21 protein-coding genes are annotated in these 18,191 nt (G+C 72.4%); 7 read left to right on the top strand and 14 right to left on the bottom strand.

Annotated features, from left to right (window positions below):
* The first annotated feature begins 22 nt into the window (after window positions 1-22).
* Window positions 23-1,318, top strand: a complete 1,296-nt coding sequence (locus C7S10_RS00555; protein ID WP_108342474.1) for an AI-2E family transporter — start codon at window positions 23-25, stop codon at window positions 1,316-1,318.
* Window positions 1,315-2,535 carry a threonine ammonia-lyase gene (gene ilvA / locus C7S10_RS00550; RefSeq protein ID WP_243395129.1) on the top strand — a complete coding sequence of 407 codons (1,221 nt, stop codon included), beginning with the start codon at window positions 1,315-1,317 and terminating at the stop codon, window positions 2,533-2,535. Before C7S10_RS00555 ends, ilvA begins: the two co-directional genes overlap by 4 nt.
* Window positions 2,536-2,660: 125 nt before the next feature.
* Here the strand turns inward: ilvA and greA are convergent, their stop codons facing one another.
* Window positions 2,661-3,158: a transcription elongation factor GreA gene (gene greA, locus C7S10_RS00545; RefSeq protein ID WP_108342473.1), complete on the bottom strand. Its 498-nt coding sequence runs from the start codon at window positions 3,156-3,158 to the stop codon at window positions 2,661-2,663.
* 186 nt (window positions 3,159-3,344) lie between these two features.
* The gene (locus tag C7S10_RS00540; RefSeq protein WP_108342472.1) at window positions 3,345-3,752 is read right to left on the bottom strand and encodes a DUF4307 domain-containing protein; all 408 of its coding nucleotides are present in this window, start codon (window positions 3,750-3,752) and stop codon (window positions 3,345-3,347) included.
* Between the two features lie 51 nt (window positions 3,753-3,803).
* Here C7S10_RS00540 and mca point away from each other — a divergent pair, with 51 nt between their 5' ends.
* Both mca and C7S10_RS00530 read left to right on the top strand, forming a co-directional pair.
* Window positions 3,804-4,703 (top strand): mycothiol conjugate amidase Mca, encoded by a 900-nt coding sequence (gene mca, locus C7S10_RS00535; RefSeq protein ID WP_108342471.1) that lies wholly within the window; start codon window positions 3,804-3,806, stop codon window positions 4,701-4,703.
* 12 nt (window positions 4,704-4,715) lie between these two features.
* Window positions 4,716-4,952 carry a hypothetical protein gene (locus C7S10_RS00530; protein WP_108342470.1) on the top strand — a complete coding sequence of 79 codons (237 nt, stop codon included), beginning with the start codon at window positions 4,716-4,718 and terminating at the stop codon, window positions 4,950-4,952.
* Between the two features lie 410 nt (window positions 4,953-5,362).
* Here C7S10_RS00530 and C7S10_RS00525 read toward each other — a convergent pair whose 3' ends face one another.
* Window positions 5,363-6,445: an FUSC family protein gene (locus C7S10_RS00525; RefSeq protein WP_108342469.1), complete on the bottom strand. Its 1,083-nt coding sequence runs from the start codon at window positions 6,443-6,445 to the stop codon at window positions 5,363-5,365.
* A 40-nt stretch (window positions 6,446-6,485) separates the two neighbouring features.
* Window positions 6,486-7,091 carry a class I SAM-dependent methyltransferase gene (locus C7S10_RS00520; RefSeq protein ID WP_108342468.1) on the bottom strand — a complete coding sequence of 202 codons (606 nt, stop codon included), beginning with the start codon at window positions 7,089-7,091 and terminating at the stop codon, window positions 6,486-6,488.
* 100 nt (window positions 7,092-7,191) lie between these two features.
* Between C7S10_RS00520 and C7S10_RS00515 the strand changes: the two genes are divergently transcribed.
* The 3 genes from C7S10_RS00515 to C7S10_RS00505 are packed head-to-tail and all read left to right on the top strand — an operon-like array spanning window position 7,192 to window position 9,325.
* On the top strand, window positions 7,192-7,677 hold the full coding sequence (locus C7S10_RS00515; protein WP_165807007.1) for an anthrone oxygenase family protein: 486 nt from the start codon (window positions 7,192-7,194) through the stop codon (window positions 7,675-7,677).
* A gap of 51 nt (window positions 7,678-7,728) precedes the next feature.
* The gene (locus C7S10_RS00510; protein WP_108342466.1) at window positions 7,729-8,352 is read left to right on the top strand and encodes an NAD(P)-dependent oxidoreductase; all 624 of its coding nucleotides are present in this window, start codon (window positions 7,729-7,731) and stop codon (window positions 8,350-8,352) included.
* 16 nt (window positions 8,353-8,368) lie between these two features.
* The gene (locus tag C7S10_RS00505; RefSeq protein ID WP_243395209.1) at window positions 8,369-9,325 is read left to right on the top strand and encodes an AraC family transcriptional regulator; all 957 of its coding nucleotides are present in this window, start codon (window positions 8,369-8,371) and stop codon (window positions 9,323-9,325) included.
* Between the two features lie 23 nt (window positions 9,326-9,348).
* On the opposite strand, the gene catC is transcribed toward C7S10_RS00505, so the two are convergent.
* The 10 genes from catC to C7S10_RS00455 form a co-directional block, all read right to left on the bottom strand.
* Window positions 9,349-9,630 carry a muconolactone Delta-isomerase gene (catC, locus tag C7S10_RS00500; RefSeq protein ID WP_108342464.1) on the bottom strand — a complete coding sequence of 94 codons (282 nt, stop codon included), beginning with the start codon at window positions 9,628-9,630 and terminating at the stop codon, window positions 9,349-9,351.
* 5 nt (window positions 9,631-9,635) lie between these two features.
* On the bottom strand, window positions 9,636-10,499 hold the full coding sequence (gene catA / locus C7S10_RS00495; RefSeq protein WP_108342463.1) for a catechol 1,2-dioxygenase: 864 nt from the start codon (window positions 10,497-10,499) through the stop codon (window positions 9,636-9,638).
* 50 nt (window positions 10,500-10,549) lie between these two features.
* Window positions 10,550-11,650 (bottom strand): mandelate racemase/muconate lactonizing enzyme family protein, encoded by a 1,101-nt coding sequence (locus C7S10_RS00490; protein WP_108342462.1) that lies wholly within the window; start codon window positions 11,648-11,650, stop codon window positions 10,550-10,552.
* Window positions 11,647-12,567: a LysR substrate-binding domain-containing protein gene (locus C7S10_RS00485; protein ID WP_108342461.1), complete on the bottom strand. Its 921-nt coding sequence runs from the start codon at window positions 12,565-12,567 to the stop codon at window positions 11,647-11,649. The genes C7S10_RS00490 and C7S10_RS00485 overlap by 4 nt, the downstream gene beginning before the upstream one ends.
* Before the next feature lie 213 nt (window positions 12,568-12,780).
* Window positions 12,781-14,124 carry an MFS transporter gene (locus C7S10_RS00480; RefSeq protein WP_108342460.1) on the bottom strand — a complete coding sequence of 448 codons (1,344 nt, stop codon included), beginning with the start codon at window positions 14,122-14,124 and terminating at the stop codon, window positions 12,781-12,783.
* Between the two features lie 78 nt (window positions 14,125-14,202).
* Complete coding sequence (locus tag C7S10_RS00475) at window positions 14,203-14,742, bottom strand: nuclear transport factor 2 family protein (protein ID WP_108342459.1); 540 nt, start codon at window positions 14,740-14,742, stop codon at window positions 14,203-14,205.
* Window position 14,743: 1 nt separating this feature from the next.
* On the bottom strand, window positions 14,744-15,385 hold the full coding sequence (locus C7S10_RS00470; RefSeq protein WP_108342458.1) for a 3-oxoacid CoA-transferase subunit B: 642 nt from the start codon (window positions 15,383-15,385) through the stop codon (window positions 14,744-14,746).
* Window positions 15,382-16,173, bottom strand: a complete 792-nt coding sequence (locus C7S10_RS00465; protein WP_108342457.1) for a CoA transferase subunit A — start codon at window positions 16,171-16,173, stop codon at window positions 15,382-15,384. The genes C7S10_RS00470 and C7S10_RS00465 overlap by 4 nt, the downstream gene beginning before the upstream one ends.
* The gene (gene pcaD / locus C7S10_RS00460; RefSeq protein WP_108342456.1) at window positions 16,170-16,943 is read right to left on the bottom strand and encodes a 3-oxoadipate enol-lactonase; all 774 of its coding nucleotides are present in this window, start codon (window positions 16,941-16,943) and stop codon (window positions 16,170-16,172) included. Before pcaD ends, C7S10_RS00465 begins: the two co-directional genes overlap by 4 nt.
* Before the next feature lies 1 nt (window position 16,944).
* Window positions 16,945-18,159: an acetyl-CoA C-acetyltransferase gene (locus tag C7S10_RS00455; protein ID WP_108342455.1), complete on the bottom strand. Its 1,215-nt coding sequence runs from the start codon at window positions 18,157-18,159 to the stop codon at window positions 16,945-16,947.
* Window positions 18,160-18,191 lie beyond the last annotated feature (32 nt).

Raw genomic sequence — 18,191 nt, 5'->3', positions numbered from 1 at the left:
CGCGCGTGAGTAGCCTGCAGCAGTGACGACGGACCACGGGGAGACCGAGCAGGCACAGCCCGCGAGCGCGACGGACGAGGGGACCGAAGCCGCCCGCCTCGGGGAGCGCCTGACGGCCCAGCTCGCACACCAGTGGGCGACGTTGCGCGCCGAGCGCCGGCCCGAGCCGATCACGATCACCACCGGATCCAGCAACTTCAGCCGCGCGCAGGTGCCGTGGGGCCTCGACCTCGCGGCCGCGTGGTCGTGGCGGCTGATCATCATCGCCGCGGCGACCTACGGCGTCGCCTGGCTGCTGGCCTACTTCATCGTCATCACCCTGCCGATCGCCATCTCGCTCCTCATCGCCGCGCTCGTCAGCCCGGCGGTGGGCTGGCTCCAGCGCATCGGACTGCCTCGCGGCCTGGCCACCGGGCTGGTCATGCTGCTGGGCATCGGCACCGTCGCGCTGCTGCTCACCTACGTCGGACAGCAGGTCGCCTCCGGTGCGCAGGACCTCGCCGACTCCGTGGTCACCGGCCTCGGCCAGATCAAGGAGTGGCTGCGCGAGGGCCCGCTCAACCTCAGCGACAGCCAGCTCAACGGCTGGATCGAGTCGACGCAGAAGACCATCACCGAGAACTCCCGCGAGGGCGGCGCGCTCACCCAGGTCACCGAGGTCGGCACCGCGGTCGGTCACGTCTTCGCCGGCTTCTTCATCATCATCTTCTCCACCTACTTCTTCCTCGCCGACGGCAGCCGGATCTGGTCGTGGATGGTCCGCCTCGCCCCGCGCGCCGCGCGCGAGCACGTCGACGGCTCGGGCCGGGTCGCGTGGATCTCGCTCACCCAGTTCGTCCGGGCCACCGTGCTGGTGGCGCTGGCCGACGCGATCGGCGTGATGATCGTGGCCGCGATCCTCGGGGTGCCGTTCGTGCTGGCGATCGGCGTCCTGGTCTTCCTCGGCGCCTTCGTCCCGATGGTCGGCGCGACGGTCGCCGGCCTGGTCGCGATCCTCGTCGCGCTCGTCGACCAGGGTCCGCTCACCGCGCTGCTGATGCTCGGCGGAGTGATCCTGGTCCAGCAGATCGAGGGCCACGTCCTCCAGCCGTTCCTGATGGGCCGCTTCGTGTCCGTCCACCCGCTCGGCGTGATCGTGGCGATCGGCTGCGGCGTGCTGGTCGCGGGCGTGGCCGGCGCGCTCATCGCCGTACCCCTCGTCGCTGCGGGCAACGCCGTGGTGAACCATCTGGCGAGCCGCACCGAGCCGGAGGACTATGAGTCTCCCGTCGTGACCGACGAGGAGGAGGACGCAGTGGAGGAAGAGGTTGTCGAGTGAGTGACCCCCGTCTGGACAGCGTGACGCTGGCCGACATCGAGAAGGCCCGCGAGGTCATCGAGGGCGTCGCCGTGCGCACCCCGATGGAGGAGTCGCGCTGGCTCTCGGCCCTCGTCGACGGACCGGTGAGCCTGAAGTGCGAGAACCTCCAGCGCACCGGCTCCTTCAAGATCCGCGGCGCCTACGTCCGCATCTCCCGGCTCTCGCCCGAGCAGCGCGCCGCCGGCGTCGTCGCCGCGAGCGCCGGCAACCACGCCCAGGGCGTCGCGCTGGCCGCCTCGACCCTCGGCATCCGCTCGACCGTCTTCATGCCCGAGGGCGCACCGATCCCCAAGGAGAAGGCGACGCGGGGGTACGGCGCGGAGGTCCGCTTCCACGGGCGCTACCTCGACGACGCGATGGTCGAGGCGCGGCGGTTCGCCGCCGAGACCGGGGCCGAGCTGATCCACCCGTTCGACCACGAGGACATCGTCGCCGGCCAGGGAACGTGCGGCCTCGAGATCCTCGAGCAGCAGCCCGACGTGAAGACCGTCATCGTGCCGACCGGCGGGGGCGGGCTGCTGGCCGGCATCGCCATCGCGATCAAGGCCGCCCGGCCCGACGTGCGCGTCATCGGCGTGCAGGCCGAGGGGGCCGCCGCCTTCCCGGGCTCGCTGCGCCAGGGCGCGCCGGTGGCGCTGGAGACGATGACCACGATGGCCGACGGCATCGCGGTCGGTCGGCCCGGCGACATCACGTTCGCCGCCGTCCGCGACCACTGCGACGAGATCCGCACGGTCTCGGAGGAGTCGCTCTCGCGTGCGCTGCTCGCGCTGGTCGAGCGGGCCAAGATGGTCGTCGAGCCCGCGGGCGCCGCGGCCGTCGCGGCGATCCTCGACACCCCGACCCACTTCGACAGCCCGACCGTCGCGGTGCTCTCCGGTGGCAACATCGACCCGCTGCTGCTGAGCAAGGTGATCCGCCACGGCCTCGCCGCCGCCGGTCGCTACCTCTACCTCCGCGTGGTCATCTCCGACCTGCCCGGCGGCCTCGCCGGGCTGCTGGTGTGCCTGGGCGAGGCGGGGGCGAACGTGCTCGAGGTCGCCCACGAGCGCATCTCGCCGAGCCTGCACCTCAACGAGGTCGAGGTGCGGATCCAGCTGGAGACCCGGGGCGAGGTGCACGCCGAGGTCGTGCTGGGCAAGCTGCGCGAGGCCGGCTACCGCGTCTACGAGTAGCCGCTGCGTCGGACGTCCGCCGGGACGTCCGACGACCCGGCCGCCGGGGCGACCGCTGCGTCGGACGTCCCGCGAAATGACCGATGGCCCCCGCAGGTCGCAGGGGCCATCGGGTACGTCGCGGGTCAGCTGCGGTAGGGCTCCGCGTCGACGATGTCGACCTGGATGTCCTTGCCGTTGGGGGCGGTGTAGGTGACCGTCTCGCCCTTCTTGTGGCCGTTGATGGCCGAGCCCATGGCCGACTGCGGGGAGTAGACGTCGAGGGTGTCGCCCTCGGCGAGGTTCTCGCGCGCGCCGAGCAGGAACTTCTCGGTGTCGTCGTCGCCGGTGAAGCGGATCGTCACGACCATGCCGGGCTCGACGACGCCGTCGTTGGCCGGGGTCTCGCCGACCTCGGCGCGCCGCAGCATGTCCTCGAGCTGGCGGATGCGGGCCTCCTGCTTGCCCTGCTCGTCCTTGGCCGCGTGGTAGCCGCTGTTCTCCTTCAGGTCGCCCTCGTCGCGGGCGGCCGAGATCTTCTCGATGATCTCGGCGCGACGGGGACCCTTGAGGTCCTCGAGCTCGGTCTTGAGCTTGTCGAAGGCATCCTGCGTGAGCCAGATGGTGCCGGCGTCCTGCGTCATGTCGGTGTGCTCCTACTAGCGAAACGCAGCTGTCGCGTCCCACGTGGTGGTGGTGGTGTGTCTGCATCCGAGCCGTGTGGCTCGCGCTCTTCGGCAGTGCCGTGACCAGGCGCTGCGTGGCGGGCAGACCAACAGGCTAGCAAGCCGGGCCGATCCACGCAGGTCGACGATCCCGAATGGACCGGGTCAGCGGGGGCGTTCCTGGTCGGGCGTCGTGCACCCGATGAGGTCGATGCTGGTCGCCCGGCGCTCGGTGCGGACCTCGACGTCGTTGCGCCCCTGCTCGGGGACGAAGGAGATCTCGCCGACCGTCGTGTGGTCCTCGGCGAACGCGCGCACCCGGCAGCTGGCGTCCGCCCCGTCCTCCAGCTGGACGTCGATGTGGGCCACGGCGGAGCTGTCGCTGGTGACCTCGAAGCTGACCAGCTCCGACTCGGCCGACGGGGTGCCGTGGACCCACGCCACCCAGCCGACCCAGACGAGGAAGACGGCGGCCAGGGCGACCACCCCGACGACGGCCGCCGGACGGCGCCACGGCGCGGGAGCGCCGTACCTCTCGGCGAGGTCGGTCGGGGAGGGGTGCGGCTCGGTCACCGCGCCAGCCTAGAGAAGGGCGCCCAGCGTGGAGAACCTAGACTCGGGTGCATGCCGCAGCCTGTCACCCCAGCCGCACCGCGAGCCGGGTTCCGCCTGATGCACGTGCACGCCCACCCCGACGACGAGTCGAGCAAGGGCGCGGCGTCGACGGCGATGTACGTCGCCCAGGGCGTCGACGTCCACGTCGCCACCTGCACCGGCGGGGAGCGCGGCTCGATCCTCAACCCGAAGATGGACCGCCCCGGGATCCTGGAGAACATCCACGAGATCCGCCGCCAGGAGATGGAGCGGGCCCGCGACATCCTCGGCATCTCCCAGGACTGGCTCGGCTTCGTCGACTCCGGGTGGCCCGAGGGCGACCCCAAGCCGCCGCTGCCCGAGGGCTGCTTCGGCCTCGTCGACGTCGAGGTCGGCGCGGAGCCGCTGGTGCGGCTGATCCGCGAGTTCCGCCCGCACGTGCTGACGACGTACGACGAGAACGGCGGCTACCCGCACCCCGACCACATCATGTGCCACAAGATCTCGGTCGAGGCGTTCCACGCCGCCGGCGACCCCGAGCGCTACCCCGACGCGGGCGAGCCGTGGCAGCCGCTCAAGCTCTACTACCAGCACGGCCACAGCCGGCCCAAGGCCGTCGCGCTGCACGAGGCCATGCTGGCCCACGGTCTCGAGTCGCCGTGGGCCGAGCGGCTCAAGGACTGGGAGGAGCGGCCCGACTGGGACGCCCGGGTCACGACCAAGGTGCCGTGCTCCGACTACTTCGGGGTGCGCGACCAGGCCCTGCTCGCGCACGCCACCCAGATCGACCCCGACGGCTGGTTCTTCTCCATCCCGCGCGAGGTCCAGGCCGAGACGTGGCCCACCGAGGACTTCGAGCTCGTGGTGAGCCACGTCGCCTCGACCACCCCGGAGGACGACCTGTTCGCCGGCATCACCGACCCCGCCTGAGAGACTGGACCCATGCTCACGCTCCTGATCACCGCCGCCAACGAGGGCCCCGCGCCCGAGGACGTCAAGGCCGGGTGGGTGGCACTGATCATCTTCCTGCTGCTCGCGCTCGCCGTGGCCTTCCTCGGCTGGAGCCTGGTCCGGCAGCTGCGCAAGGCCCAGGCGGCCAAGGACGCCGGAGCGTACGGCGACGAGCCGGTCGCCGAGGCCGGCGAGCCCGCCAACGGGGACTCGCCCACCTCGGTGTGAGCTTCGCCCGCCCCGGCGGTGCGTGACCCACGTTCTCGGTCGACGGAAGGTGGCTGGTTCACCGCTGCGGGGTGTGTTGCCGAGACTCACCCGCTCCGGCGGTGCGTGACCCACGTTCTCGGTCGACGGAAGGTGGCTGCCTCACCGCCGCGGGGTGTGTCGTCTGAGACTCACCCGCGGAGCGGTGCGTGACCCACGTTCTCGGTCGACGGAAGGTGGCTGGCTCACCGCCGCGGGGTGTGTCGTCTGAGACTCACCCGCGGAGCGGTGCGTGACCCACGTTCTCGGTCGACGGAAGGTGGCTGGTTCACCGCTGCGGGGTGTGTCGTCGCGACTCGCCCGCTCCGGCGGTGCGTGACCGACGTTCTCGGTCGACGGAAGGTGGCTGGCTCACCGCCGCGGGCGGACGCTCAGGGGCGGCGGCGACCCATGGGGAGCGGGGGTTGCCCGATCGGGTTGGCCGCGGCGACGTCCACCATGGCGTCGAGGATGTTGCGCAGGTTGATGATCAGTGCGCCGTACACCGGCCAGTCCGCCGCTCGTTCGCTCGAGCGGAGCTGGTCGGTGAGGGCCTCGAGGCGGGTGCGGACGGCACTCATCGCCGCCGGGTCGGCCTCGGTGGTCGCGCGACCGGTGTCGCCGAGCATCTCGATCCAGGGCCCGGCGAAGACGTCCCCCCAGCGCTCCCGGTGGGCGTTCTGGCCGCCGAGGGTCCGCGCCATGCTGCGGATCTCCGCGATGGCCTGTTCCATCCGGCGGAGCAGGGCGTGCGAGCGCCCGGGGTCGCGCACCTCGCGGGCGGAGCGTCGGGGGTTCCAGCGCGCGCTCTCCTCGGCCTGCCGCACGAGCGCCCAGGCCTGGTCGATCTCCTCGTCGAGGTCGCGGCTGCGGTCGATCCAGGCGGTCGCGTCCTCGACGGTGACATCGTCGCGCAGGCCCTCCGCGACGTCGACCAGCAGCGCGCCGATGCCGTCGTCGATGCGGTCGAGGGCCCGGTCGGAGGCCCGTCGTCGCAGGGGCGGCCAGACCAGCAGGTTGACCAGCAGGCCCACGACGATCCCGATGCCGGTGTCGAACAGCCTCGAGATCAGCACGGTGTCGTCACGAAAGCCGGTGGTCAGCACGATCAGCCCCGTCGTGGCCACGGTCGTCGCCTCGGCCCCGAACCACGGCATCGCCCCGACCACGAGCCCGACCACGAGCAGGGTCGCGACCGAGACAGTGCTCAACCCCAGCAGCTCGCCGACGGCCGAGGCCAGCAGCACGGCGATCACGGTGGCGACCACCTGCCGCAGGCCGCGCGAGACCGTCCGGTAGACCGTGGCGTGCACCACCAGGAGGGCGGCCCACGGGGCGAGGAACGGCTGCGGGAGGTCGAGCACCCGCTCGGCGACCACCCATGCGACGACGGCGGCCAACGCGGTCTTGGCGAGCTGGACGACGTCGTTCCACCACAGTGGGTCGCGCACGCGGACGGACAGTGGGAAGCACATCCGTCGAGCATGCCAGCCTGGTGACGCCCGACGAGCAGGGCTAGCGCCTCACGAGCCGCAGCAGGCAGTCCCACGCCGTCGTGGTGACCTCGCTGCCGTGCGGGTCGTCGGCGGTCACGACCCGGGCCACCCGCCCCGCCCGCACCACCTCGACGTCCAGGCCGGACAGGTCGGCCAGCAGGTCCTCGGCCGTCATCAGCACGGCGGGGTCCTGCGGCCCGCCGGTCCCTTCGGTCAGGTTGGTGGAGTCGTGCGCGACCCAGACCAGCGTGCCCCCGGTCCGCAGCGACGAGACGAGGTTCCTGATCGCCGTACGTCGCATCGGGCCCGGCACCTGGAAGTAGGCCACCACCGCGAGGTCGAGGTCCGTGCCGGTCCAGGTGGTCGCGTCGGCGCACACCCAGTCGACGGGCAGATCACCGGCCAGGGTCCGGCCCTTGTCGAGGGCCACCTGCGAGAAGTCGACCGCAGTCACGTCCCACCCGATCGACGCCAGCCAGATCGCGTTGCGGCCCTCGCCGCACGCGAGGTCGACGGCGCGGCCCGGTGGCAGCCCGGCGCACTCCGCCTCCACGAATTGGTTGGGTCCACGCGACCAGACGAGCTCGCTGGCGGCGTACCTCGCGTCCCAGGCTGCTGCGTCCATGGGTCGATTCAACCAGCGACGGGTGGGGTGAGCGTCTGACGCATGGCGGCGAGCGTCAGGACCATTCCGGGACGCTCTCCGCGAGCCCATGCTCGACAGCATGATCCTCACGCTCCTCACCCCGACCCTGCTGACCGCGACCGTCATGACCGGGCTCACGGCGGGCTTCCTCGCCGCCTTCGCCCACACCGTCATGACGGGCCTCGCCGCCACCGACGACACCACCTACGTCGGCGCCTTCCAGGCGATCGACAAGGCGGTGACCAACCCGTGGTTCCTCGTGCCCTTCACGCTCGGCCCGGTCCTCGTCGCGGCGGCGCTGCTGATGCTGCTCAGCCACCGGCAGTGGGGCGCGGCCCTCCTGGTCGGCGTGGCGCTCGCCCTCGCGGTCGTCACCTTCGTCATCACCGGCGTCGTGCACCTGCCGCTCAACTCCGAGCTCCAGGACGTCGCGCTCGGCTCTTCCGGCCTCGCCGAGGCCCGGGCCCGCTTCGCGGAGCGCTGGATCCCGTGGAACGTCGTGCGCACCGTCACCTCGACCGGGTCCTTCGTCGCCCTCTCCGTCGCGCTGCTGCGCGTCCGCTGACCCCACCGCCATCACGACCACCACCACCCACCACACACAGAAGGAACCGTCATGTCCCTCCACCTCACCGTCATCGGCGCCACCGGCTCGGTCGGTCGCCACGTCGTCCAGCAGGCCCTCGCCGAGGGTCATCGCGTCACGGCCCTCACCCGTCGACCCGAGCAGGTCGAGCCGCGGGAGGGGCTCGAGGTCATCGGGGGCGACGTGCTCGACCCGGTCGCGGTCCGGTCCGCGGTGGAGGGTCGCGACGCGGTCGTCGTGGCGCTCGGCGACGGCCGACGTGGCACCGTCCGCGAGGCCGGGACGCGCGCCGTCGTCGAGGCGATGCAGGCCGGCGGCGTACGGCGCCTGGTCGTCCAGTCCACGCTGGGAGCCGGCGACAGCCGGGCCAACCTCGACCTCGTCTGGAAGCACCTGATGTTCGGCCTGCTGCTGCGCAAGGCCTACGCCGACCACCAGCGGCAGGAGGAGGTCGTGCGCGCGAGCGGCCTCGACTGGACGATCGTCCGGCCGGCCGCGTTCACCGACGGCCCCCGGACCGGCAGCTACCAGCGCGGCTTCGGGCCCGAGGCCGCGAGCACCCTCAAGATCTCCCGCGCTGACGTGGCGCACGCGCTGCTGCGCGAGCTCGGCGAGGAGGCCGAGGTCGGTCGTGCCGTCGCCGTGGCGTACTAGCGTCTGCGACGTGGACATGCTCGAGGTGATGCTGGAGGGGCCGCGAGCGCGCGGCGCCTTCCTGCTGCGGTCGCTGCTCGAGCCGCCCTGGAGCCTGCGGATCGAGGACGAGGCCGCCCTCGCGGTCGTCTCCGTCACCCGGGGCACGGCGTGGCTGCTCACCGACGCGGGGGAGCGGCACGAGCTGGGGGCGGGCGACCTGGCGATCGTCCGCGGGCCCGGTCACTACACCGCCTGCGACCGGCCCAGCACCCCGCCGAGCATCGTGATCGGGCCGGGCGGCGAGTGCTCGAGCTCCGCCGACGGCAGCCCGCTGGCCGAGGTCTGGGGCCGCGGGGTGCGGACGTGGGGGCCGGGCGAGCGCGGCGACACCGTCCTGCTGACCGGCACCTACGAGGACGCCGGCGAGACCGGTCGCCCGCTGCTCGCCGCGCTCCCGGACGTGGTCGTGCTCCGGCGCGACGCGTGGCCCTCGACGCTGCCCGACCTGCTCGCGCAGGAGGCGACGATCGACGCGCCCGGGCAGCGTGCGGTGCTGGACCGGCTGCTGGACGTCGTGCTCATCTCGGCCCTGCGGACGTGGTTCGCCGGGCGGGCCGAGGAGGCGCCCGGTTGGTTCCGCGCCCAGGGCGACCCGGTGGTCGGCACGGTGCTCGGGCTGCTCGAGGCGGCGCCCGAGCGGGCCTGGACGGTCAGCGAGCTGGCCGACCGGGTGGGGGTGAGCCGCGCTGCCCTCGGCCGTCGCTTCACCGAGCTCCTCGGCCAGCCGCCGATCGCCTACCTCACCCAGCGCCGCCTCCAGCTCGCGGCCGACCTGCTGCTCGAGTCGGACGCGACGCTGCCGACCATCGCGCGCCGGGTCGGCTACGGCAGCCCGTTCGCGCTCAGTGCCGCCTTCAAGCGGGAGTTCGGGCGGAGCCCACAGGAGCACCGTCGGGGTGGTCTCGGCGCCCGCACGGCCGTCGGCGGCTGAGCCACCGACGACCGCCGGGTGGGTCAGGCGTTGACGTCGCTGGGGTGCTTGGCCAGCGGCGTGACCGCGATGTCCATGTAGGGGAACAGCGGCAGCCCGGACAACAGCTCGTGCAGGGCGTCGTTGGACTCGACGTCGAAGATCGAGATGTTGGCGTACTCCCCGACGACGCGCCACAGGTGCGGCCAGCGACCGGAGCGCTGCACCTCCTGGGCGAACGCCTTCTCGCGGGCCACGATGTCGGCCTTCACCTCGGCGTCCATGTCGTGGGGGATGCGGACCTCCATGCGCACGTGGAACAGCATCGCGATCAGCCCCTCGCGGGGTCGAGGACGAAGCCGTAGTCGACGCTCGCGCTGCCGTCCGGCTGGGCCTGCGGGTCGAGGATGAGCTCGGGCTTGACCGCCGAGGCGATGTCGTCGTCGTTGTGCTCGTCGCCGGGGAAGTAAAGCTGGGCGGTCAGGAGCTCGTGACCGGGAGCGGAGACCTTGACGTGCAGGTGGGCGGGGCGCCACGCGTGCCAGCCGGCCGCGTTGATCAGCTTGCCGCAGGAGCCGTCGGTCGGGATCTGGTACGGCGCGGGCTGCACCGTCGTGATCTCGAACCGTCCGTCGGCGTCGGTGGTGAAGGAGCCGCGCAGGTTCCACTCGGGGATGCCGGGGGCGAACTGCGAGTAGAAGCCGTCGGCGTCGGCGTGCCACAGCTCGACCTTGGCGCCGCCGAGTGCGGAGCCGTCGCAGGAGGTGACCTGGCCGCTCCAGACCAGCGGCGTGCCGCCCTCGTCCTCGCGCATCGAGATGGTGCCCTTCGCGCCCTTCTCGGGAGCGTCGGGGACGTAGTAGGGGCCCTCGATCGAGCCCTTGTTGCCCTCACGGTGCTCGGTCGCGACGTCCTCGACGACGTGCTCGAGCCACACGTCGAGGAACAGCGGCCACTCGCCGTCCTCACCGACGTTGATCAGCCACGCCTTGAGCGCGTTGAACTCGTCGTAGGTGAGCTTGTGCTTGCGGACCGTGGCGTAGATCGCCTCGAGGACCTCGCGGGCCATGGCGTCGACCCGCTCGGCGGGGACGTCCTTGACGGCGGCGTACGGCGACTTGTCGGCGTGGAAGCGCTCGGTGGCGCTGGCGCCGGACGCGGCCGCGGTGGCGGACTCGTTGACGGTGGTGCTCATGGTGGTGCTCCTCGGGTGGTGGGTGTGTGTCGGTGTCGGTGGGTGCGCGCTCAGTCCTGCCGGTAGCGCGCGAGCTTGTCGGGGTCGATGACGGCGCCGAGGCCGGGCCCGGTGCGGACGGCGAGCTCGCCGCCGTGGATCTCCAGGGGCTCGGCGAGCAGGTCGTCGGTCATGTCGAGGAAGTTGGAGAGCTCGCCGGCGCGGCGCGAGGTGAGCTCGAAGGCCGCGCCGAAGGCGGCCGAGCACAGCGACCCGAGCTGGCCGTCGACCTGGTTGCCCATCACGACCTCGATGCCCAGCCCCTCGGTCAGGTGGTGCACCCGGCGGCTGGTGGTGAACCCGGTGCGGGCGGTCTTGATGCTGATGGCGGTGGCCGAGCCGCCGAGGACCTCGCGGGTCACCTCGGCCGGGGTCACCACTGACTCGTCGGCCACGAACGGGACGTCGAGCTGCGTGACGAGCCAGCGGCGCCCGAGCACGTCGTCGGCCGGGCACAGCTCCTCGGCGAGGGTGAGGCCGAGGTCGGCCATCTCCTTCATCGCCCGGGCGGACTCCGACGCCGACCAGCCGCGGTTGCCGTCGACGTACAGCTCGATCTCGTCACCGAAGCGCTCGCGCAGGGCGCGGACCACGGCGGTGTCGAGGGAGAAGGGGTGACGCCCGACCTTCACCTTGAAGGTGCTGATGCCGTAGGTGTCACGCATCCGCTCGGCCTCGGCGACCATCGCGGCCGGCTCGTCGAAGCCGAGCATGTGCGAGACCCGCATACGGTCGGTGAAGCCGCCGAGGAGGTCGGTGACGCTGTAGCCGAGCGACCGGCCCATCGCGTCCCAGATCGCCATGTCGAGCGCCGACTTCGCCGTGGGGTTGCCGACCGTGCGGGAGAGCCGGGCGTGGATCTGCTCGCGCTCCATCAGCTCGAGGCCGACCACCTGCGGGGCGAAGATCGTGTCGATCACCGCGACGATGCCGGCCTGCGTCTCGCCGTAGGTGAACGGGCGTGGCGGTGCCTCGGCGACCCCGACGACGCCGTCGTCGGTGGTGACGCGGACCAGGACGTGCTGCGCGGCGTGCACCTCACCGCTCGCGAACTTCATCGGCTTGGCGTAGGGGATGGCGAAGGGGATGGCTTCGACCTGGGTGATCTTCATCGGCTGACCTCGTCGGCGAGTGGGGTGGGGGAGTCGTCCGGGCTGGTGTCCGCGGTGAGTGCCTGGAGGACCGCGAGCACGGCGGGGTTGGTCTCGTCGGTGCGCCAGGCCAGGGCGAGGTCGACGCTCGCGGCGTCGACGACGTCGCGGAAGACCACGCCGGTCAGGGGCGCCGCACGCACCGATGCGGGCACGAGCGCGACCCCGAGGTCGGCGGCCACGAGGGGGAGTAGCACCGAGATGCCAGCCGCCTCGTGCTCGTGGTGGGGGACGAACCCGGCCTCGCGACAGCTGCGGAGGACGGCGTCGTTGACGGCCGAGTCGGCGCCGGCGAACTGCACGAACCGCTCCGCCCGCAGGTCGGCCATCGCGACGGCCGGCTCGCTCGCCAGCCGGTGGTCGGCGGCGACGGCGAGCACGAGCGGCTCGGAGGCGATGGTGCGAGACGACAGGTCGGTGCCGGACATGGGCGGTCGCAGCACGCCGACGTCGAGGCTGCCCTCGCGCAGGCCGCCCACCTGGGCGGGGGTGAGCAGGTCGGCGTGGATCTCCAGGGCGACCCCGGGCAGCTCGCGCTTGACGGCGCGGGCGAAGCGGGGCAGCTGGGTGTGGGCGGCGCTGCCGGTGAAGGCGATGCGCACCAGGCCCTGGCGGCCGTCCGCGATGCGGCGTACGCCACGGACGCTGGCCTCCACCGCCTCGAGGATGCGCGCCACCTCGACCTGGAGGAACTCACCGGCCGGCGTCAGCCGCACCTGCCGGGTGGTGCGGACGAACAGCGGGGTGCCGAGCTCGGCCTCGAGCTGTCGGATCGACTGGGACAGCGCGGGCTGCGCCATGTGGAGGCGGTCGGCGGCGCGGCCGAAGTGGCGGGTCTCCGCCACGGCGGCGAAGTAGCGCAGGTGTCGCAGCTCCATCCGGTCCTCCTCGATCTCGGGGTGACGCCGCTCACGGGCGGCGCGATTGGTTCACGCTACGTCTCAATATTGGGCCAGCACAAAGACCTATTCTGGGTCGATTGAGAGGTTGAATCGATCAATCTAGCCCTGGTCGGGCGCCTTGTCAGGAGCTGGGGAACGGTTGGGTCGCCAGACGGCCGTACGGCGACCCGACCGTTCCCCACCAGCCGCTCACTCCTCGGGCTCGCCCGAGAGGCTGGTGCGGTAGGTCTCGGGGGCGACGAGGGCCGAGACGAAGGTGATGGCGGCCAGCGCCACGACGTACAACCCGACGGGCCAGGACGCGCCGTCGGCCGAGGCCGCGAGGCTGACCGCGATCAACGGGGCGAAGCCGCCGAACAGGATGGCGGCGAACTCGCGGCTCACGGCCGCGCCGCTGTAGCGGCTCGCGGTGCTGAACAGCTCGGAGAGGATCACTCCCTGCACGCCGAACATGATGCCGACGCTGCCGCCCTGGGCCAGCGCGAGGGCGAGCATCGCCAGCGCGGGCCGGCCGGTGTCGACGAGGGCGAAGAAGGGGAAGGCGAACGCGACGGCGTAAACCGCGCCCACCATCAGCACCGGGCGCCGGCCGAACCGGTCGGACGCGATCCCGGCGAGCGGCGCGGTGACCATCACGACCAGCCCGGCGACCAGCAGTCCGGTGGTGCCGGTGATGCGGTCGTAGCCGTGGTCGGCCATGTAGGACAGGGCGAACACCTGGTAGAGGTGGCTGAACGAGAGCGGGGCGGCGACCAGGCCCATCACCAGGAGCATGCTGCGCCACTGGGTGCGGACCAGGGTGAGCAGCGGCGCCTTCTCGGGCGCGGCGTCGTCGGTGACCTCCTCGAAGGCCGGCGTCTCCTCCAGCTTCAGCCGGATCCACAGGCCCAGGAAGATCAGCAGCAGGCTGGCCAGGAACGGCAGCCGCCAGCCCCAGGACGCGAACTGCGCCTCGGTCGTCAGCGACGTCGTGAGCAGCAGCGCGCCGGAGGACAGGACGAGACCGAGGTAGACGCCGGCCGCCGAGAAGGAGCCGAAGAGGCCACGCCGGCCGCGGGGGGCGTACTCCACCGCGTAGACCGAGGCGCCGCTGTACTCCGCGCCCGAGCCCATGCCCTGCAGCAGGCGGCACACCACGAGCAGCACGGGGGCGGCCATGCCGATGGTGGCGTGCGACGGGATCAGCGCCATCGCGGTGGTCGAGAGGCCCATCAGCATCAGGGTCGCGATCAGCGCCGGACGGCGTCCGTGCTTGTCGCCGATGTGCCCGAAGACCATCGCGCCGATCGGGCGGGCGACGAAGCCGACGCCGAAGGTGGCCAGCGACAGCAGGAGCGAGGTCGAGTCGGAGGCGCTCGGGAAGAAGACCTGCCCGAAGACGAGCGCCGCGGCGGCGCCGTACAGGAAGTAGTCGTACCACTCGAGCGCAGAGCCCAGCAGCACGGCGCTGCTGACCCGGACGAGGGTGCCGCGGTCGGCGACGGGCTGCCCGGGCGGCGGGGCGGCCGTGGGGTCGAGGGTCTGCTGGGACATGGGGATGCCTCCGAGGGGGGGTGGGCAGGGTTAGGTACGGCGCCACGGGATCGTGGCACCGGAGGGGGAGCGGGCGGCTCAGCCGGTGTGGTCGGCCAGCCGCTCGAGGGTGCGGGGGTCGGCGGCGGCCCGGGCGGGGGCCCAGCCGTAGCGGCCGGGGGCCCAGTCGTCGTCGCCGGGGACCCAGAAGAAGAACCGGACGCGGCGCTCGGTGAAGCGCCAGCGACCGTCGTCGCAGCGCACCATCCGGTCGTCGTAGCGGCCGGCGGCGATGTGGGCGCGACCGTCGACGACGCAAGGCTGGTCCAGCCAGGTCGTGCCGGTCGCGGCGTGGGCGGGTGTGCCCTGCTGGTCGATCTCGAGCTCGACGGTCTCGTTGGAGGAGAAGTGCCACCACGCGGACAGCGGGCCGTCCAGGAGGTCGGCGAAGAACGTGCGCAGCTCGTCGTGACCGCGCGCGGTGGAGAGCCCGACGAAGGCGCCGTCGGGGGTGAAGAGGTCCACCAGATCGTCCCAGCGTCCCTCGTCGAGGGCCTGGCAGTAGTGCGCGCGCAGCTGCTGGATCGCGTGCAGGTCCTCCAGCCTCTGCACGCGGGCCAGCAGGTCGACGTCCGACACCTCAGACCCCGACCGGCACCCGGACCGGGGCGCCGGTCTTCTCCGAGATCTCCTCGGCGCTCACGCCGGGGGCGAGCTCGACGAGCTCGAAGTGGTCGCCGGCGACGTCGAGGACGCCGAGGTCGGTGATGATCCGCGAGACCACGCCGCGCCCGGTCAGGGGCAGGTCGCAGTCGGCGACGAGCTTGTGGGCTCCGCTGCGGGCGACGTGCTCCATGAGCACGATCACCCGCCGGGCGCCGCTGACGAGGTCCATCGCCCCGCCCATGCCCTTGACCATCGAGCCGGGCACCATCCAGTTGGCGAGGTCGCCGTTGGTGGCGACCTGCATCCCGCCGAGCACGGCGGTGTCGATGTGGCCGCCGCGGATCATCGCGAAGCTCAGCGAGGAGTCGAAGAACGACGCCCCGGGCAGCACGGTGACGGTCTGCTTGCCGGCGTTGATCAGGTCGGGGTCGACCTCGTCGTCGTAGGGGAACGGGCCGACGCCGAGGATGCCGTTCTCGGCGTGCAGCGTCACCGTCGAGTCCGCGGGCAGGTGGCCCGGGATCATGGTGGGCAGCCCGATGCCGAGGTTGACGTACTCCCCGTCGTGCAGCTCGAGCGCGGCCCGGGCCGCCATCTCGTCGCGGTTCCAGCTCATGCCGAGACCTCCTCTCGCGGGCGCGTGGTCCGCTTCTCGATGTCCTTGTCGCGGGCCTGCTCGGGCGTGAGCTCCACGATGCGCTGGACGAAGACACCGGGCAGGTGGACATCGTCGGGAGCGATCTCGCCGACCTCGACGACCTCCTCGGCCTCGACGATCGTCAGCCGTCCGCTCATCGCAGCGGGGATGTTGAAGTTGCGGGCCGAGGCGTGGAAGACGCAGTTGCCGGCGCGGTCGACCTTCGCGGCGCGCACGATCGCGACGTCGGTGACGATCGACTCCTCGAGCACCATCTCGGTGCCGTGGAAGGTGCGCACCTCCTTGGGCTCGGAGGCCAGCGCCACGGAGCCGTCGGGGTGGTAGCGCCAGGGCAGGCCGCCCTCGGCGACCATCGTGCCGACGCCGGTCGGGGTGAAGAAGGCGCCGATCCCGGCGCCACCGGCGCGCATGCGCTCGGCCAGGGTGCCCTGCGGGGTGAGCTCGACGGTCAGCTCGCCGGCGAGGTACTGCCGGGCGAACTCCTTGTTCTCCCCGACGTAGGACGCGATCACGCGGGTGATCCGGCGGGCCTCGAGCAGCAGGCCGAGACCGGCTCCGTCGACCCCGCAGTTGTTGGAGACAACGGTCAGGTCGTCGGCGCCTTGGTCGAGCAGCGCCGCGATGGTGAACCACGGGATGCCGACGAGGCCGAAGCCGCCGACGGCGAGGCTGGAGCCGGGCGCGATGTCGGCGACGGCGTCCGCGGCGCTCGGGACGACCTTGTCGAGGCCGGTGCGCGTGCTCATGAGGTTGCTCCCAGGTGCTCGAGGATGGCAGCGGCCACGGCCTGCGGCTGCTGGGCGGCGGCGAGATGGGCCGCGTCGGGGACCACGACCAGGGCGCCGTCGGCCACGCCGTCGGCGATCTCGCGCAGGTACGCCGGCGGCGTCGCCGGGTCGTCCTCGCCGGCGATCGCCAGGGTGGGCGCGGTGATCTGCGCGAGGTCGGGGCGCAGGTCCATCGCGGCGATGGCCTCGCACGAACCGGCGTACCCCTCGGGCGAGGTCGCGGCGCACATCGCCTCGTGGTGCTCACGGATGCCGGGGTGCTGCTCGAGGTACGCAGGGGTGAACCAGCGGTTGACCACGCCCTCGGCCACGGATCCGGTGCCCTGGGCGCGGACCTGGGCGGCGCGCTCGGTGTAGGCGGGGCCGACCTCGAGGTGGGCGCCGGTGCACAGCAGGACGAGCCGGTCGACCCGCTCGGGGTCGCGGGCGGCCAGGCGCATGCCCATCATCCCGCCGAGCGACAGGCCGACGAGGTGCGCCTTGTCGACGCCGAGGGTGTCGAGCAGCGCGACGTAGTCGTCGGCCAGGTCGTCCATGGAGTAGGGGCCGGGCGCCTCGGGCGACTGGCCGTGCCCGCGGGTGTCGTAGCGGACCACGCGGAAGTGCTCCTCGAGGGCGCCGAGCACGCCGTCCCACATGCGGAGGTCGGCGCCCATGGAGTTGGACAGGACGACGACGGGAGCGTCGTCGCGGCCGGTGACGACGTGGTGGACGGTGACGGCAGTCATCTCAGGACACCCGCTCGAAGATCGCGGTGAGGCCCTGGCCGCCACCGATGCACATGGTCTCGAGGCCGTAGCGGGCCTCGCGGCGCTTCAGCTCGTGGGCGAGCGTGGCCAGGATGCGGCCGCCGGTGGCGCCCACGGGGTGGCCGAGCGAGATGCCGGACCCGTTGGGGTTGAGCCGCTCGTCGGTCGCATCGACCTTCCACTCGCGCAGGCAGGCGAGCACCTGGGCGGCGAACGCCTCGTTGAGCTCGATCAGGTCGATCTCGTCGAGCGTCAGGCCGGCCCGCTCGAGGGCGGCGGCGGTGGAGGGGACCGGTCCGATGCCCATCACCTCGGGGCCGACGCCGGCGACGGCCCACGACTTGAGCGCGAGCAGCGGGGTGAGCCCCCGGCGCTCGGCCTCCTCGCGGGTGGTGACGACGCACATCGCGGCCCCGTCGTTCTGCCCGCTGGCGTTGCCGGCGGTGACGGTCGACTCGGCGTCGATCTTCTGGCGCACCGGCGTCAGTGCGGCCAGCTGCTCGAGGGTGGTCTCGGGGCGGGGGTGCTCGTCGCGGTCGACGACCACGTCAGGCTTGCCCCGGCGGCCAGGCACGGTGACCGGCACCAGCTCGTCGGCGAACTTGCCGGCTTCGTGGGCGTCACCGGCGCGCTGCTGGGAGCGGACCGAGAACTCGTCCTGCTCCTCACGGGTGATGGCGTACTCCCGGCGCAGGTTCTCCGCGGTCTCGAGCATGCCGCCAGGGACCGGGTGGTCCTTGCCGCCGGCCGTCTCGCGGGCGCGGACCAGGCGGTCCATCAGCTCGACGCCGCCACTGCGGACGCCGGTGCGCAGGCCGAGGGCGTAGTGCTCGACGTTGGACATCGACTCGACGCCGCCGGCCACGATGACCGAGCCCGCGCCGCTGGCGATCTGCGAGGCGGCGTACAGGACGGCCTGGAGGCCGGAGCCGCAGCGCCGGTCGAGCTGGAGGCCGGGGACACCGGTGCCGAGGCCGGCGTCGAGGGCGGCGATCCGACCGATGGCGGGGTTCTCGCCGGACGGGTAGCAGTTGCCGAGGATCACGTCGTCGACGTCGCCCTCGCCGAGGCCGGTGCGGGTGACCAGCTCGCGCAGCGTGTGGGACGCGAGGTCCACCGCGGACAGGGACGCGAACGCGCCGCCGTAGCGACCCACGGGGGTACGGATCGGTTCACAGATGACGATGTCGGGCATGGGACGACGCTAAGCGGTGTGACCAATATTGA

This window comes from Nocardioides currus, from assembly GCF_003057875.1.
Classification (GTDB): domain Bacteria; phylum Actinomycetota; class Actinomycetes; order Propionibacteriales; family Nocardioidaceae; genus Nocardioides; species Nocardioides currus.
The sequence above is the reverse complement of the archived record's forward strand: the minus strand, read 5'-3'. Positions and strand labels throughout refer to the sequence as shown.

Bases quoted from the DNA above. Each gene is read 5' to 3' on its own strand.
- greA (WP_108342473.1), bottom strand. From the start codon at position 3,158: ATGACGCAGGACGCCGGCACCATCTGGCTCACGCAGGATGCCTTCGAC.
- mca (WP_108342471.1), top strand. From the start codon at position 3,804: ATGCCGCAGCCTGTCACCCCAGCCGCACCGCGAGCCGGGTTCCGCCTG.
- C7S10_RS00530 (WP_108342470.1), top strand. From the start codon at position 4,716: ATGCTCACGCTCCTGATCACCGCCGCCAACGAGGGCCCCGCGCCCGAG.
- C7S10_RS00525 (WP_108342469.1), bottom strand. From the start codon at position 6,445: ATGTGCTTCCCACTGTCCGTCCGCGTGCGCGACCCACTGTGGTGGAAC.
- C7S10_RS00520 (WP_108342468.1), bottom strand. From the start codon at position 7,091: ATGGACGCAGCAGCCTGGGACGCGAGGTACGCCGCCAGCGAGCTCGTC.
- C7S10_RS00515 (WP_165807007.1), top strand. From the start codon at position 7,192: ATGATCCTCACGCTCCTCACCCCGACCCTGCTGACCGCGACCGTCATG.
- C7S10_RS00510 (WP_108342466.1), top strand. From the start codon at position 7,729: ATGTCCCTCCACCTCACCGTCATCGGCGCCACCGGCTCGGTCGGTCGC.
- C7S10_RS00505 (WP_243395209.1), top strand. From the start codon at position 8,369: ATGCTCGAGGTGATGCTGGAGGGGCCGCGAGCGCGCGGCGCCTTCCTG.
- catC (WP_108342464.1), bottom strand. From the start codon at position 9,630: ATGCTGTTCCACGTGCGCATGGAGGTCCGCATCCCCCACGACATGGAC.
- catA (WP_108342463.1), bottom strand. From the start codon at position 10,499: ATGAGCACCACCGTCAACGAGTCCGCCACCGCGGCCGCGTCCGGCGCC.
- C7S10_RS00490 (WP_108342462.1), bottom strand. From the start codon at position 11,650: ATGAAGATCACCCAGGTCGAAGCCATCCCCTTCGCCATCCCCTACGCC.
- C7S10_RS00485 (WP_108342461.1), bottom strand. From the start codon at position 12,567: ATGGAGCTGCGACACCTGCGCTACTTCGCCGCCGTGGCGGAGACCCGC.
- C7S10_RS00480 (WP_108342460.1), bottom strand. From the start codon at position 14,124: ATGTCCCAGCAGACCCTCGACCCCACGGCCGCCCCGCCGCCCGGGCAG.
- C7S10_RS00470 (WP_108342458.1), bottom strand. From the start codon at position 15,385: ATGAGCTGGAACCGCGACGAGATGGCGGCCCGGGCCGCGCTCGAGCTG.
- C7S10_RS00465 (WP_108342457.1), bottom strand. From the start codon at position 16,173: ATGAGCACGCGCACCGGCCTCGACAAGGTCGTCCCGAGCGCCGCGGAC.
- pcaD (WP_108342456.1), bottom strand. From the start codon at position 16,943: ATGACTGCCGTCACCGTCCACCACGTCGTCACCGGCCGCGACGACGCT.
- C7S10_RS00455 (WP_108342455.1), bottom strand. From the start codon at position 18,159: ATGCCCGACATCGTCATCTGTGAACCGATCCGTACCCCCGTGGGTCGC.